Source organism: Paenibacillus diazotrophicus, assembly GCF_042610465.1.
This window is the reverse complement of sequence record NZ_JBGJZN010000013.1, coordinates 52,361-65,706: the sequence shown is the minus strand read 5'-3', so window position 1 is coordinate 65,706 and position 13,346 is coordinate 52,361. Positions and strand designations below refer to the sequence as shown.

Genomic DNA, 13,346 nt, shown 5'->3' with positions numbered 1-13,346 from the left:
TGAGGAATGATCTTTTCTTGCAGCGATTTCGAGAAGCGGAAGCTTCGAAAAATCATGTTTGGTGGCGATAGCGGAGGGGTTCCACACGTACCCATCCCGAACACGACCGTTAAGCCCTCCAGCGCCGATGGTACTTGGACCGAAGGGTCCTGGGAGAGTAGGACGTCGCCAAGCAGATAAAACCACTGTTGAGCAATTGACAGTGGCTTTTTTGCGTTGTGCACGGTTGTGGAAAAGCTGTGGATAATTTTCTGTAAGTTCAGAAAAATTGCACACATGTGGATACAAGTACAAGACGCATTACATCCATCCTTTGTGTTACGGAATACATAATTATATAGATGAGTCAAGAGAAAACCGATTAATCCACGGTTTTTGTGGATGAAAAGTGGATTGTGTGGACAAGTATATGAAAATAGTGGATAACTATTTTTTGTAACAATTAATTCAAACAAAATGATTTGTTTGAGTATTTTTCTGTGGATAACTTTTGACGAAGGTATTTTTCGAGAGTGGGTTAGCACCAGAGTCTTTTGCTTGTTATACTCATATAAAGCTTATTACTAATAATGATGAGGTGAGCGGAAGTGGAAATCAGGCAATTGAAACCCGAGGAATTTGAAGCAAGTCTAAGCTTGTCCGAATATGCTTTTAAATATAAGGTTACGGGTGAAGACCGGGCTGATGCGAAGCTGCAATTCAAGCCAGAAAGAGTATGGGGTGTCTTCGAAGATGAAGTGCTTGGAGCCCAGCTGACATTACTTCCGCTTCAGGTCTATATACAAGGCAGAGCTGTTCCCATGGGTGGAATCGCCGGAGTTTCTACATGGCCGGAGAACCGCAGACAGGGACTTGTAGCCAAGCTTTTATCGCATACTCTGCAAACGATGAACGAAGCGGGTCAGACATTATCCTTTTTGCATCCGTTTTTAATTCCTTTTTACCGTAAGTTTGGCTGGGAGGTCTATTGCGAATATAAAAAATACTCCATACCTGTGAACAAGTTTCCAAAGAAAACTGAAATTCAGGGGACTGTAAAGCGTGACTCAGCGGGGCTTGAAACATTGGAGAGACTGTATAGCAGCTTTGCCGCTGAGTATAATGGAACTCTGCAGCGTGATACGGACTGGTGGAAGCGGAGTGTATTGGATGACCAGACACATCACTGTGTTTTTTACTCCAAGCTTGGTGATCCGGAAGGATATGCACTGTACAAAGTAACAAATAATGAGCTGGTCATTGATGAATTTATATTCTTGAACGAAGCAGCGCGTCAGGGCTTGTGGACATTTTTTGCCAACCATGATTCGATGATAACGGGAGCTTCGCTCAAGCTGGTGCCTGCCGACGATATTCTTCCTTATTTACTTCCGGATCCGCGCATTCCACAGGAGAATTATCCATATTTCATGGCACGGATTGTGAACGCACAGGCGTTTGTAGAGAACTTCACCTTTCAGGCCTTAAACCGCCTTGAGAGTAGAACCCTCTATATTGATGATGAACATGCTCCGTGGAATGATGGATTGTGGTTATGGAGTGTAACTGAGGAGGGAACAGCAACACTAAACCGTCTTGAAGGGGAAAAAGCCTCGGCCGATATGAGTTGCACTATTGGCACGCTGACTGTACTGCTTCTAGGGTACAAGCGGCCGGGAGAACTGGCCAGATATGGGCAATTAACAGCTGACTCAGCGGAATTGGACTGGCTTGAAAGGATTATCCCGGAGGGGAAAACAGCATTATTTGATTTTTTCTAATCCTGTAATTTAGAGCTCTCCTTGCTTCCTAACGAAGCTTGGAGGGCCTTTTTTAACAAAAAGGTTCAATGGTAACCTCTAGCAAAACGCTGGATTTATTCACAAAGGTCAGAATACAATCGCCCTAAATCGTAAAAAATATAAGCAACCACTTGGAATTCAGTGAGAATGTGTTATAATATGAAAAAAGTCAAAGAAAGTCAAAGTCAACGAAGCTCGATTTCATTGTATTGAAGGAAGTGGAGACAATGGTGGCCGGCTCTTCATTAATGGCTTTTTTGGTGTATCTCCGGGATGTGGTTTCGATTCGGGCCTCTGCCCGTGGGTTAAGTTCTTTAGAGATCATTGCCGGACGGAATGCGCACTCAGTTGCACTATAAGCTTTGAATACTGGAGGATGGATGATGCGTAATATCTCTGATATTATCGAACAATATCTGAAGAATATTTTGCATGAAAGTCCCGAAGGTACGGTGGAAATTCAGCGCAATGACCTGGCGGACCAGTTCTCGTGTGTGCCGTCTCAGATCAATTATGTCATTAGTACACGCTTTACTTTGGAAAAGGGCTATGTAGTTGAGAGCAAACGTGGCGGTGGGGGGTACATCCGGATTCAGCGTTTTGAGCTGCCCCAGAATGTCGCACTTTACGCCCATCTCAATTCTACAATAGGAAAAGATATCGATCAAAATTCCGCCGAAGGGCTGATTTATCAGCTGGAGGAGGCCCGGTTTCTAACCAAGCGTGAAGCGTGCCTATTGCGCGCTGCTGTTTCCCGGGAATGCCTGACGGTTAATCTGCCGTACCGGGATGAGATTCGTGCCAAGCTAATGAAGGCTATGCTAATCTCTTTATTGGGCAAATAATGGTCAATCTTAAGGAGGGACACCGCTTATGCTTTGCCAGGAATGCGGGGTCAAACCGGCGACACTTCATTTCACAAAGATTGTGAATGGAGAGAAGACGGAGTTTCATATTTGTGAAAGCTGTGCACGGGAGAAGGGTGAGCTGATTCCTGGAACTTCGGGGGGATTCTCCATTCATAGTCTGCTCTCAGGTCTACTGGATCTGGAAGGAGCCGGCAAAGAGAAAAATGCAGCGGCTCAGACCGCACAAAGCCTGCAATGTGAGAATTGCGGAATGACATACTCCCAGTTCAGCAAGCTTGGGCGTTTTGGCTGCAGCTCCTGCTATAAATATTTTGACAGTACGCTGGATCCGCTCTTCAGACGGGTTCATGGCAGCACCGCCCATGTGGGTAAGTTGCCCAAACGTGCCGGAGCAAAGATCATGTGCAAACGCCAGATTGACGAGCTGAAGCAGGAATTGCAGCAAAGTATTGCGCAGGAAGAGTTTGAAAATGCAGCTGAGCTGAGGGATCAGATCCGTAGGCTTGAAAAAGAAATGCCACAAGAGTAAAGTCTTTGATATATAGGGGGGATAAGCCATGTCAAGTCTCCGGTTTACCGAACAAGCCCTTAGTGACTGGATGCGTTGCGGTGGCAGCCATTCCGAGATTGTCATTAGCAGCCGGATGCGGATCGCCCGTAATCTGGAGCATTTACCCTTCCCTTTGCTGGCTTCGGCGGAGCAGTCGGAAGAGGTGCTGGAACAGCTCGCTCCTGTTTTTCAGGGAGAAGCAACTGCCGATTTCGGTAACTTTCAACTCCTGAAGCTGGATGAGCTTGATGAACTGGACAAAAAGGTGCTCGTAGAAAAGCATCTCATCAGCCCTAACCTCGCCAATGAGGCACGGGGTGGTGCAGTCATCCTGAATGAAGATGAATCGGTTAGCATTATGATCAATGAAGAGGATCATTTGCGCATTCAGTGCCTGTTCCCCGGTCTGCAGGTCAGAGAAGCTTGGCTAAGGGCGACAGCTATTGATGATATTTTTGAAAGCTCGGTCAATTATGCCTTTGATGATCGAAGAGGATATTTGACCAGTTGTCCTACGAATGTGGGTACAGGGCTTCGCGCATCGGTTATGGTCCACTTGCCTGCACTTGTTATGACCCATCAGATCAACCGGATTTTATCCGCTGTGAATCAGGTAGGGCTTACGGTAAGAGGGATTTATGGAGAAGGCAGCGAGGCAGTAGGAAATATCTTTCAGATCTCCAACCAGATCACGCTAGGCCAGACTGAAAGTGAAATTATCGAGAACCTTCACAGCGTAGTTACACAGATTATTGAGCATGAGCGTAACGCGCGGGAACGTCTGCTGGTGGATTCGGCCTTGAGGATTACAGACAGAATCAAACGTTCTTACGGGATTTTGTCGTATGCGGCGGTGATGGAACTCAAAGAGTCTGCCCAACGGCTATCCGATCTGAGGCTCGGAGTAGATCTAGGGATACTGGAAGGACCATCCATTTCAGTCCTCAATGAGCTTAATGTGAAGACACAGCCGGGTTTTCTGCAAAAAATGTTCGGCGACGAGCTTTCGGCCACCGAACGCGATATGTACCGGGCGAAGCTGCTCCGGGAGACACTGGGATCACAACATTAATTATAGATATTTATTATCCGTGGAGGTGCAGGGGATATGATGTTTGGAAGATTTACGGAACGCGCACAAAAGGTGCTGGCGCTGGCGCAGGAAGAAGCCGTTCGTTTGGGACATAACAACATTGGGACAGAACATATTTTGCTCGGTCTGATTCGTGAGGGTGACGGCATTGCCGCTAAGGCTTTAATCGGATTGGGTCTGGGTCTTGAGAAAATTCAGGACGAAGTGGAAACACTGATCGGCCGGGGACAAGAACAGCCTACAAACATTGCTTATACTCCTCGTGCCAAAAAGGTTATCGAGCTGTCGATGGATGAAGCTCGTAAGCTGGGCCACACTTATGTAGGGACAGAGCATATTCTGCTTGGACTGATTCGTGAAGGCGAGGGTGTTGCTGCCCGTGTACTGAATAACCTTGGAATCAGCCTGAATAAGGCCCGTCAGCAGGTCCTGCAGCTTCTGGGCAGCAGTGAAGCTACTTCGAGTCACAGCGGTGCTCCAGCCAATGTCAGCACGCCTACGCTGGATGGTCTGGCCCGCGACCTGACTGCTTATGCCAAAGACGGCAATCTGGATCCGGTCATTGGCCGCAGTAAAGAAATAGAGCGCGTAATACAAGTGCTTAGCCGCCGCACCAAGAATAATCCGGTCCTGATCGGTGAACCAGGGGTAGGTAAAACAGCGATTGCTGAAGGCTTGGCACAAAAGATCATCAATAATGAAATTCCAGAAACGTTGCGCGACAAGCGCGTAATGACTTTGGACATGGGTTCAGTGGTTGCCGGTACAAAATACCGCGGTGAGTTCGAAGACCGCCTCAAGAAGATTATGGATGAGATTCGTCAAGCAGGTAACATCGTGCTCTTTATCGATGAGTTGCATACCCTGATCGGAGCTGGCGGTGCAGAAGGTGCGATAGATGCTTCCAACATCCTGAAGCCTGCTCTTGCCCGTGGGGAACTGCAATGCATTGGTGCAACTACCCTGGACGAATACCGCAAATATATTGAGAAGGACGCGGCTCTTGAGCGCCGGTTCCAGCCTATAACAGTGGATCAGCCTTCTCCGGAAGAAGCTGTCCAGATTCTATACGGTCTCCGTGACCGCTACGAGGCCCATCACCGGGTGAAGATCACAGATGAAGCAATCGTGGAAGCTGTGAAGCTGTCCGATCGTTATATTCCGGATCGTTTCCTGCCGGATAAGGCAATCGACCTTATTGATGAAGCAGGCTCCAAGGTACGACTTAACTCGTACACGATCCCGCCAAATCTGAAAGAGCTCGAAATGCGTTTGGATGATATCCGCAAGGAGAAGGATTCTGCAGTACAAAGCCAAGAGTTTGAAAAGGCGGCTGCACTGCGTGATACCGAACAAAAAATACGCGAAGAACTGGATACCACCAAGAACCAGTGGAAAGAAAAACAGGGCCGCACTGATTCTCAGGTTACACCGGAGGATATCGCTCAGGTGGTAGCCAGCTGGACAGGAATCCCTGTCAGCAAGCTGAAGGAAGAGGAAACAGACCGTCTGCTTAACATGGAAGCTCTGCTCCATGAACGGGTCATTGGTCAGGATGAAGCCGTGAAGGCAGTAAGCCGGGCACTCCGCCGGGCACGTGCAGGCCTCAAGGACCCTAAACGTCCAATGGGCTCGTTCATCTTCCTCGGACCAACTGGTGTTGGTAAAACGGAGCTGGCCCGTGCACTTGCTGAGGCTATGTTCGGTGACGAGAATGCGGTCATCCGCATCGATATGTCAGAGTACATGGAGAAACATTCCACTTCCCGTTTGGTCGGAGCGCCTCCAGGGTACGTGGGCTATGAAGAAGGCGGGCAATTAACCGAAAAGGTTCGCCGCAAGCCATATTCTGTTGTACTCCTGGACGAAATTGAGAAAGCTCATCCGGAAGTATTCAACATCCTGCTGCAGGTGCTGGAAGATGGTCGTCTGACCGATTCCAAAGGCCGTGTGGTTGATTTCCGCAATACCCTGATCATTCTGACTTCTAACGTAGGGGCACAGGCGATCAAGAAGAATTCGACGCTTGGCTTCACTGCGGTACAAGATGCCGGAGCGGATTACAGCAACATGAAGGGTAAAGTCATGGAGGAGCTGAAGAAGAGCTTCCGCCCAGAGTTCCTGAACCGTATTGACGAAATTATCGTCTTCCACTCCCTGGACGAAAAGCATATTGCCGAAATTGTTACACTTATGTCCGAAGAATTACGCAAACGGCTGCGTGAGTATGATGTGGACTTTGTCCTCACAGATGGGGCTAAAGCCTTTTTGGCCAAAGAGGGATATGATCCAGCCTTTGGTGCGCGTCCGCTGCGCCGGGCGATCCAGAAGCACATCGAAGATCGTCTCTCCGAGGAGCTGCTGAAAGGCAACATTCAAAAAGGAGATTCCCTTAACATTGATGAAGTTAATGGTGAACTTGTAGTAACCAAAGTGGAAGCTCCGATTGCTGTTGCACAAGAAGATGAGGTTGGAAAAGAATAACCTTAAGTATTGAAACAAAGCTTCCGCTTCTCCGTATGGAGAAGTGGGGGCTTTGTTTTTGTGTAAAGCGGATCCAAAAGTAGATCTTAAGTGACCTTCCGTTCACTGTGCAGAAATGGTAAACTTTGAGTAAGCGAAAATTACCCGCAATTTTAGCAAGTTCGGACGAATAGGAGCGCACATGGCTAAACCAAAAACTAAATTTTTCTGCACCGAATGCGGCTACGAATCACCAAAATGGTTCGGCAAATGTCCCGGCTGCCAGGCTTGGAACTCTATGGTGGAAGAGACGGAAGTCGTAGTCAAAACACAAGGCATGAATGCACCGATTTTTCAGAGTAAAGAAAAGGCGCAATCGATCATAAATATAGAAAGTGACAAAGAGCCTCGTATCCTGACAGGCATAGGAGAACTTAACCGAGTGCTGGGTGGAGGAATTGTTCCCGGTTCGCTGGTACTGGTAGGTGGGGACCCGGGGATTGGTAAATCGACGCTCCTGCTGCAGACCTCACATGCTCTGACGACGCAGGGATTGCGGGTGCTTTATATTTCAGGAGAAGAATCTGTACGTCAGACGAAGCTTCGTGCGGATCGCCTCGGGGCGCTGTCGGCAGAGCTTTATGTGCTGTGTGAGACAAATATGGAGAGCATTGAAGAAGCCATTGAGCAGATTCAGCCCCAATTCCTTGTTATTGACTCCATTCAGACCGTATTTATGCCAGAGGTGACAAGTGCACCCGGCAGTGTGACCCAGGTACGGGAATGTACGACAAGATTCATGCGGATCGCCAAAATTCGCGGAATTGCCACGGTCCTTGTAGGACATGTAACGAAAGAAGGAGCAATCGCAGGCCCCCGCATGCTGGAGCATATGGTTGACTGCGTTCTCTATTTTGAAGGGGAGCGGCATCATACGTACCGTTTGTTGCGTGCAGTCAAGAACCGCTTTGGATCCACAAATGAGATCGGAATTTTTGAGATGGGGGAAATCGGGCTTACTGAAGTGGAGAATCCTTCTGAGCTTTTCTTGTCGGAGCGCCCGCTTGGAGTAGCTGGCTCAACAGTTGTAGCCAGTATGGAAGGAACCCGGCCTGTGCTTGTGGAGCTTCAGGCGCTTGTGGCGGCTACCCATTTCCCTTCACCACGGCGGATGTGCACAGGCATGGACCATCAACGGATGGCTCTCATCATTGCAGTACTGGAGAAGCGGATGGGGATGTTTCTCCAGAACCAGGATGCTTACTTGAATGTGGCTGGCGGAGTAAAGTTGGATGAGCCGGCTATTGATTTGGCAGTTGCCATTAGTATTGCCTCCAGCTTCCGTGATATTTCAACAAAGCCTTATGATGTATTTTTTGGTGAAGTTGGACTTACGGGAGAAGTGCGAGGGGTCTCACGTGCAGAAACACGTGTGAAGGAGGCAGCCAAGCTTGGGTTCCGGAGAGTCATTATGCCCGAGAAAAGCATGAAAGGCTGGAAGCATCCGCAAGATATCCAGATTATTGGCGTCAGCACCGTTGCAGATGCACTAGCGGTCGCGTTAGATTAGGGGGCACAGAATGACAAAGGAAATAGAGAATATGAATGATCTGCTCAGAATGGCTGCGCCTGGGACACCCTTCCGGGAAGGTCTGGAAAATGTGCTGCGGGCAAAGACAGGAGCGCTCATTGTTGTTGGATATAGCCCAGAAGTGATGGAAGTTGTCGATGGCGGCTTTTCCATCAATTGTGATTTTTCACCCAATTACTTGTATGAGCTGGCCAAAATGGACGGTGCGATTATTTTGAGCGAGGATTTGAAACGGATTCTGTATGCCAATACGCAGCTGATTCCAGACTCCTCCATCTCCTCTATCGAGACAGGTATCCGGCACCGCACAGCGGAACGTGTGGCAAAGCAAACCGGCAAGCTGGTGGTTTCCATTTCTCAGCGCCGCAATATTATCACGTTGTATCAAGGCTCCATCCGGTATGCACTCAAAGAAATCGGGTCCATCCTGGCCAAGGCCAATCAGGCGATCCAAACCCTGGAGAAGTACAGAGCAGTGCTTACACAGAGTTTGACGAATCTGTCTGCTTCCGAGTATGAAGGGATCGTCACCATTGCAGAGGTGGTTGGAGTTATCCAGCGCGTGGAAATGGTGCTTCGGATCAAGATGGAAATCAAACGCTATATCAACGAGCTCGGCAATGAAGGACGCCTGATCAGCATGCAAATGGAAGAACTGGTTGGAAATACAGAGGAAGAAGCATGGCTTCTGTACAGAGACTATGCAAGGGAGGAACAGGAGGACAAAATCCGCGAAATTATTGCCGGACTCAAACGCACCAGCGACGATGATCTGATGGACGACAATCACATTGCCCGCCTGCTGGGGTATTCGTCTACGGCGATTGCTTCGGAGGAAGTGGTAACGCCGCGCGGCTACCGCTTGCTGAATAAAATTCCAAGACTGCCTAATGTGATCATACACAATTTGGTGGAAAGATTTGAAATGCTGCCTAACCTGATGACGGCAAGTATTGCAGAACTGGATGAAGTGGATGGTATCGGAGAAGTGCGTGCCCGCAATATTCAGGACGGACTCAAGCGGCTACAGAAGCAAGTTCTTATTGACAGGCAAATGTAAATAACATACAATCACGTAATATTGGAGACGTTGTTTGCTCAATAGTAAGATAATAGAGGTGAAGAAATGATACAAAAATCAATTCCAAGTTTGTTTACCATTGGTAACTTAATGCTTGGAATGTTTGGTATCATGATGGCGTTTGACGGTAAACTGAGCATGGCCGCTATCATGGTGATTATCGCTATGCTGTTAGACGGGCTGGATGGGCGTGTTGCACGGGCGCTGAAATGTGAGAGTGAATTCGGCAAGGAGTTGGACTCTTTATCCGATGTTGTTTCCTTTGGAGTGGCACCAGCGCTGATCATGTACATTACTAGCCTTCAGGATCTGAATTCTGCATTAGGCTGGACCGTAACGGCGATTTTCCCGGTATTCGGTGCGCTTCGTTTGGCCCGTTTTAATGTCCGCCCGGGTATCCCCGGATATTTTGTAGGATTGCCGATTCCGGCTGCGGGCGGGGTGCTGGCTACACTGGCGCTTTTTCATAAAGATGTATCGGCTCCATTTATGATTGTGGCTACACTGCTGTTGTCCTACCTCATGGTCAGTACGGTTAAATATCCGAATTTCAAAAAAGTGGGCCTGCCCAAAAAAGCAGTTGTAGGTGCCCCTGTTGTGATTGTTATAGCTGTTGCAGTTGCCGTTATTTTTCCTGAGCAAATTGCCAAGCTGATCTTTGTACTTCTTGCATCATATGCGTTGTATGGGTTTAAGCAAAATATCGACCGGTTGACGGCTCGGCGCCGCCACCGCCGCAGACGACGCACAGAAGACAAAATATATCACTCCAAAAATGGATGATTCGCTGCTGCATGTCTGATGCTCAAAATAAAAGAGGCTTTGCCATTCCCTGTGTACAGTGGATGGCGAAGCCTTTTTTTGCCGAACTGGCGAAGGGAACGAGCGCAACAAGCTATTCAGGAAAAGTTAAACAAACCAAGCGTAGCACATTTCTGTGACTCTTTTTCTACAACCTCGTCCATATTAATGTTAAGCAAATTGCAGAGTGCAGACATATAGAACAGCTCACGGCCCAGCTCGGAGGCAACCACCTCACGGCAGTTCTCGCACAGCTCGCCTTCAAGATGAGTTCCTGCGAGTTCTTTGGCTTGTTCAAGCCCTAAGCCAGGTTCGAATATCTGTTTCTTGGCGTGCAGCTGAATACAGCCGCATTCCGTAATGGCTTTGACGACGGCACGATTGACGGAAGCGCTGCTCTGCCCATTCTTGGACATTACATCCAGAAGACTACGGTGACGGAGCAGCAGTTCGGAGACTTGATCCTGGAAGGCCTGTAAACTTGGTGCGCTCATTTTCCATTCACCCCTGGGTTCGTAATTGAGTTCATTATATGTCAGTCCTTCCCCCGTTTTCAACCAGTAATAGAAGTTTCCGTTTGTCTTTACAGCAACGAATATATTTAGTGTCAGAAAAAATAAAGCTCCCCCGGATTACCGTCCTGAAAATTGGAACATACTGGAGAGGTATAGATCATTTTAGGATGAATAAAAGGAGGTGCCTGAGGTAATGTGGAAAAAAATGATTTTGATGCTTGCCGCCCTATGCGGAGCTTGGTCAGGTTATACGCTATACCATGCGGCAGAAAGAGGATTCCCGGAGGGAATGGGAAAACTGGGTGATAGCTTGCCTGTGCAGGGGAGCCTTTTGTTTGCGGTGCTGGGAGCCATTATTTTTTTGTTTGCGGGGACTTTGTGCGCGGAATGGGGAGGTTCAAAACTGCGGGAGGCGGTACTGTATTGTTCGCGCATCCCTATGAACGAATTGGCTTCAGGCGCTGCTGGGCTTACGGGAGGCCTTCTCTTGTCCCTGTTGCTATATCCAACCATGGATTGGCTTGGAAAGGCAGGAGAGCTGCTGCAGGTCGCTGCAACGCTTACGTTTGGATACCTGGGTCTACGGATTGGATTGGAAAAGAAAGAAGAGCTGGCTTCTCTATGGACAACCGGACGCTGGGGGCAGGCTCCGGAGCCGGAAGGACGCGGTTTGGAAGAGCATAAGATTCTGGATACAAGTGTCATTATTGACGGACGGATCGCCGATATCTGCAAAACGGGGTTCATTGAGGGTACCATTGTAATTCCAGAATTCGTTCTGGAGGAGCTGCAGCATATCGCCGATTCATCAGATCTGCTGAAACGCAACCGCGGCCGGCGCGGACTCGATATCCTCAACAAAATCCAAAAAGAGCTGGATGTAAAAGTGCTGATCTACGAAGGTGATTTCGAAGAAATCTCTGAAGTGGACAGCAAGCTGGTTAAACTGGCTAAAGTGCTGCGGGGTAAGGTGGTAACCAATGACTTTAATCTTAATAAGGTGTGTGAACTGCAGGGAGTGTCAGTTCTCAACATTAATGATTTGGCCAATGCGGTAAAGCCGGTGGTGCTGCCGGGTGAAGAAATCATCGTCCAGGTTATTAAAGATGGCAAAGAGCATGGACAAGGCGTTGCCTATCTCGATGACGGAACGATGATTGTGGTCGAGGGCGGACGTGAATACATCGGTACAACGATGGAAGTTCTGGTAACCAGCGTGCTGCAGACTTCGGCGGGACGCATGATCTTTGCCAAGCCGAAACTGATGGAGAAAGCGCAATAAACGGTTTTGGAACGCTGAAAGCTTGGCTAATGGGTTGGAAATGCCTGCTAAACACGTTATGATGGGAGTATACGTGAAGGACAGGAGTAGGGCAGAATGTCAAACAGTGTAGGTGTCGTGATCGTAGCAGCGGGCAAAGGAACAAGAATGGGGACTGCGGAGAGCAAGCAATATTTGCTGCTGCAGGGGAAACCGATTATCGTTCATACCCTGGAGATATTTCAGCAGCATCCTCTTATCTCTGAGATTGTACTGGTTACGGGCCAAGAGGATGTGGAACGCTGCCTGGAGTGGATAAAGGACTACAAGCTCGACAAAGTGTCATCTGTAGTAACCGGAGGATCCGAACGCCAGCATTCTGTTCACCTGGGACTGAGAAAACTGGGGACCACTTGGGTAATGGTTCATGATGGTGTCCGACCCTTTGTGCAGGAGCAAGAAATCACTGCCTGTTACGAGCATGCCAAGGAGAATGGTGCCTCAGTGCTTGCTGTACCGGTAAAAGATACGATCAAGCAGGTGGACAAGGATGGCAAAGTGTTGTCCACACCGGATCGGCGAAGTCTGTGGGCGATTCAGACCCCGCAGACTTTTCGTCTGTCCGAGCTGATTATGGCGTATGAGTCGGCAGAGCGTGATGGGTTTCTTGGCACCGATGACTCGAGTCTCGCGGAGCGCAGCGGTATTCCGGTTGCTGTCGTGGAGGGAAGCTACGCAAACATTAAGATCACCACACCGGAGGATCTGGATTTCGCTGAATTTACACAAAGAAACAGGGGAGAGGTACAAACATGATTGCTGTAGGACAAGGTTTTGACGTACACCAGCTGGTGGAAGGCAGGCCGTGCATTATTGGCGGGGTCACGATTCCTTATGAAAAGGGACTTCTTGGGCATTCCGACGCGGATGTATTGCTGCATGCAGTGAGCGACGCTATTCTGGGCGCCCTGGGACTTGGCGATATCGGCAGACATTTTCCCGATACGGACCCGGCCTTTAAGGATGCGGATAGTCTGAAGCTGTTGGAGCATGTATGGGCGCTTGCCCGTGAACGCGGCTATAAACTTGGTAACATTGATTCTACTATTATTGCCCAAAAGCCTAAGATGGCCCCTTATATCCCCCAAATGACCGAGGTAATCGCTAAGGCACTGGGAGCGGAGACATCGAAGGTGAATGTAAAAGCAACCACTACCGAACAGTTGGGCTTTACCGGACGCGGAGAAGGTATTGCGGCACAATCTATTGTCTGTCTGTTGCAAGATGTGATATCATCTTGAGATGGCTGTTAACAGCCTAATTTTAACCATTATGAAGCGG

At 48.7% G+C, this 13,346-nt stretch carries 13 protein-coding genes and 1 rRNA gene; 12 read left to right on the top strand and 2 right to left on the bottom strand.

Annotation, left to right across the window (positions count from 1 at the left end):
- The first annotated feature begins 57 nt into the window (after positions 1-57).
- Positions 58-174, top strand: a 5S ribosomal RNA gene (gene rrf, locus ACAN54_RS28850).
- 413 nt (positions 175-587) lie between these two features.
- Entirely contained in the window at positions 588-1,760 is a 1,173-nt protein-coding gene (locus ACAN54_RS28845) for a GNAT family N-acetyltransferase (RefSeq protein WP_379163922.1), read from the top strand.
- A 190-nt stretch (positions 1,761-1,950) separates the two neighbouring features.
- On the opposite strand, the gene ACAN54_RS28840 is transcribed toward ACAN54_RS28845, so the two are convergent.
- Positions 1,951-2,106 (bottom strand): hypothetical protein, encoded by a 156-nt coding sequence (locus ACAN54_RS28840; protein WP_379163919.1) that lies wholly within the window; start codon positions 2,104-2,106, stop codon positions 1,951-1,953.
- A 58-nt stretch (positions 2,107-2,164) separates the two neighbouring features.
- Between ACAN54_RS28840 and ACAN54_RS28835 the strand changes: the two genes are divergently transcribed.
- From ACAN54_RS28835 to pssA, 7 genes are all read left to right on the top strand, one after another.
- A complete protein-coding gene (locus tag ACAN54_RS28835) occupies positions 2,165-2,626 on the top strand; it encodes a CtsR family transcriptional regulator (protein ID WP_025707278.1) in 462 nt (153 codons plus the stop codon).
- A 28-nt stretch (positions 2,627-2,654) separates the two neighbouring features.
- Entirely contained in the window at positions 2,655-3,179 is a 525-nt protein-coding gene (gene mcsA, locus ACAN54_RS28830; protein WP_379163916.1) for a protein-arginine kinase activator protein McsA, read from the top strand.
- A 28-nt stretch (positions 3,180-3,207) separates the two neighbouring features.
- Positions 3,208-4,272 carry a protein-arginine kinase McsB gene (gene mcsB / locus ACAN54_RS28825; RefSeq protein WP_379163913.1) on the top strand — a complete coding sequence of 355 codons (1,065 nt, stop codon included), beginning with the start codon at positions 3,208-3,210 and terminating at the stop codon, positions 4,270-4,272.
- 36 nt (positions 4,273-4,308) lie between these two features.
- On the top strand, positions 4,309-6,777 hold the full coding sequence (gene clpC, locus ACAN54_RS28820; protein WP_379163911.1) for an ATP-dependent protease ATP-binding subunit ClpC: 2,469 nt from the start codon (positions 4,309-4,311) through the stop codon (positions 6,775-6,777).
- A 181-nt stretch (positions 6,778-6,958) separates the two neighbouring features.
- Positions 6,959-8,326 (top strand): DNA repair protein RadA, encoded by a 1,368-nt coding sequence (gene radA, locus ACAN54_RS28815; protein ID WP_379163908.1) that lies wholly within the window; start codon positions 6,959-6,961, stop codon positions 8,324-8,326.
- A gap of 10 nt (positions 8,327-8,336) precedes the next feature.
- Positions 8,337-9,407 carry a DNA integrity scanning diadenylate cyclase DisA gene (disA, locus tag ACAN54_RS28810; protein WP_379163906.1) on the top strand — a complete coding sequence of 357 codons (1,071 nt, stop codon included), beginning with the start codon at positions 8,337-8,339 and terminating at the stop codon, positions 9,405-9,407.
- A gap of 66 nt (positions 9,408-9,473) precedes the next feature.
- A complete protein-coding gene (gene pssA / locus ACAN54_RS28805; RefSeq protein ID WP_379163902.1) occupies positions 9,474-10,211 on the top strand; it encodes a CDP-diacylglycerol--serine O-phosphatidyltransferase in 738 nt (245 codons plus the stop codon).
- Between the two features lie 116 nt (positions 10,212-10,327).
- Here pssA and ACAN54_RS28800 read toward each other — a convergent pair whose 3' ends face one another.
- Complete coding sequence (locus ACAN54_RS28800; RefSeq protein WP_074086506.1) at positions 10,328-10,723, bottom strand: nucleoside triphosphate pyrophosphohydrolase family protein; 396 nt, start codon at positions 10,721-10,723, stop codon at positions 10,328-10,330.
- A 214-nt stretch (positions 10,724-10,937) separates the two neighbouring features.
- On the opposite strand from ACAN54_RS28800, the gene ACAN54_RS28795 reads away from it, so the two are divergent.
- The 3 genes from ACAN54_RS28795 (at position 10,938) to ispF (ending at position 13,306) form a co-directional block, all read left to right on the top strand.
- Positions 10,938-12,026, top strand: coding sequence for a PIN/TRAM domain-containing protein (locus ACAN54_RS28795; protein WP_379163898.1), 1,089 nt, complete (start codon positions 10,938-10,940; stop codon positions 12,024-12,026).
- Positions 12,027-12,122: 96 nt separating this feature from the next.
- Positions 12,123-12,821 carry a 2-C-methyl-D-erythritol 4-phosphate cytidylyltransferase gene (ispD, locus tag ACAN54_RS28790; RefSeq protein WP_379163895.1) on the top strand — a complete coding sequence of 233 codons (699 nt, stop codon included), beginning with the start codon at positions 12,123-12,125 and terminating at the stop codon, positions 12,819-12,821.
- Positions 12,818-13,306 carry a 2-C-methyl-D-erythritol 2,4-cyclodiphosphate synthase gene (ispF, locus tag ACAN54_RS28785; protein WP_379163892.1) on the top strand — a complete coding sequence of 163 codons (489 nt, stop codon included), beginning with the start codon at positions 12,818-12,820 and terminating at the stop codon, positions 13,304-13,306. Before ispD ends, ispF begins: the two co-directional genes overlap by 4 nt.
- Positions 13,307-13,346 lie beyond the last annotated feature (40 nt).

Coding starts and splice junctions, on each gene's coding strand:
- ACAN54_RS28840 (WP_379163919.1), bottom strand. CDS start 2,106: ATGATCTCTAAAGAACTTAACCCACGGGCAGAGGCCCGAATCGAAACC.
- ACAN54_RS28835 (WP_025707278.1), top strand. CDS start 2,165: ATGCGTAATATCTCTGATATTATCGAACAATATCTGAAGAATATTTTG.
- mcsA (WP_379163916.1), top strand. CDS start 2,655: ATGCTTTGCCAGGAATGCGGGGTCAAACCGGCGACACTTCATTTCACA.
- mcsB (WP_379163913.1), top strand. CDS start 3,208: ATGTCAAGTCTCCGGTTTACCGAACAAGCCCTTAGTGACTGGATGCGT.
- clpC (WP_379163911.1), top strand. CDS start 4,309: ATGATGTTTGGAAGATTTACGGAACGCGCACAAAAGGTGCTGGCGCTG.
- radA (WP_379163908.1), top strand. CDS start 6,959: ATGGCTAAACCAAAAACTAAATTTTTCTGCACCGAATGCGGCTACGAA.
- disA (WP_379163906.1), top strand. CDS start 8,337: ATGACAAAGGAAATAGAGAATATGAATGATCTGCTCAGAATGGCTGCG.
- pssA (WP_379163902.1), top strand. CDS start 9,474: ATGATACAAAAATCAATTCCAAGTTTGTTTACCATTGGTAACTTAATG.
- ACAN54_RS28800 (WP_074086506.1), bottom strand. CDS start 10,723: ATGAGCGCACCAAGTTTACAGGCCTTCCAGGATCAAGTCTCCGAACTG.
- ACAN54_RS28795 (WP_379163898.1), top strand. CDS start 10,938: ATGTGGAAAAAAATGATTTTGATGCTTGCCGCCCTATGCGGAGCTTGG.
- ispD (WP_379163895.1), top strand. CDS start 12,123: ATGTCAAACAGTGTAGGTGTCGTGATCGTAGCAGCGGGCAAAGGAACA.
- ispF (WP_379163892.1), top strand. CDS start 12,818: ATGATTGCTGTAGGACAAGGTTTTGACGTACACCAGCTGGTGGAAGGC.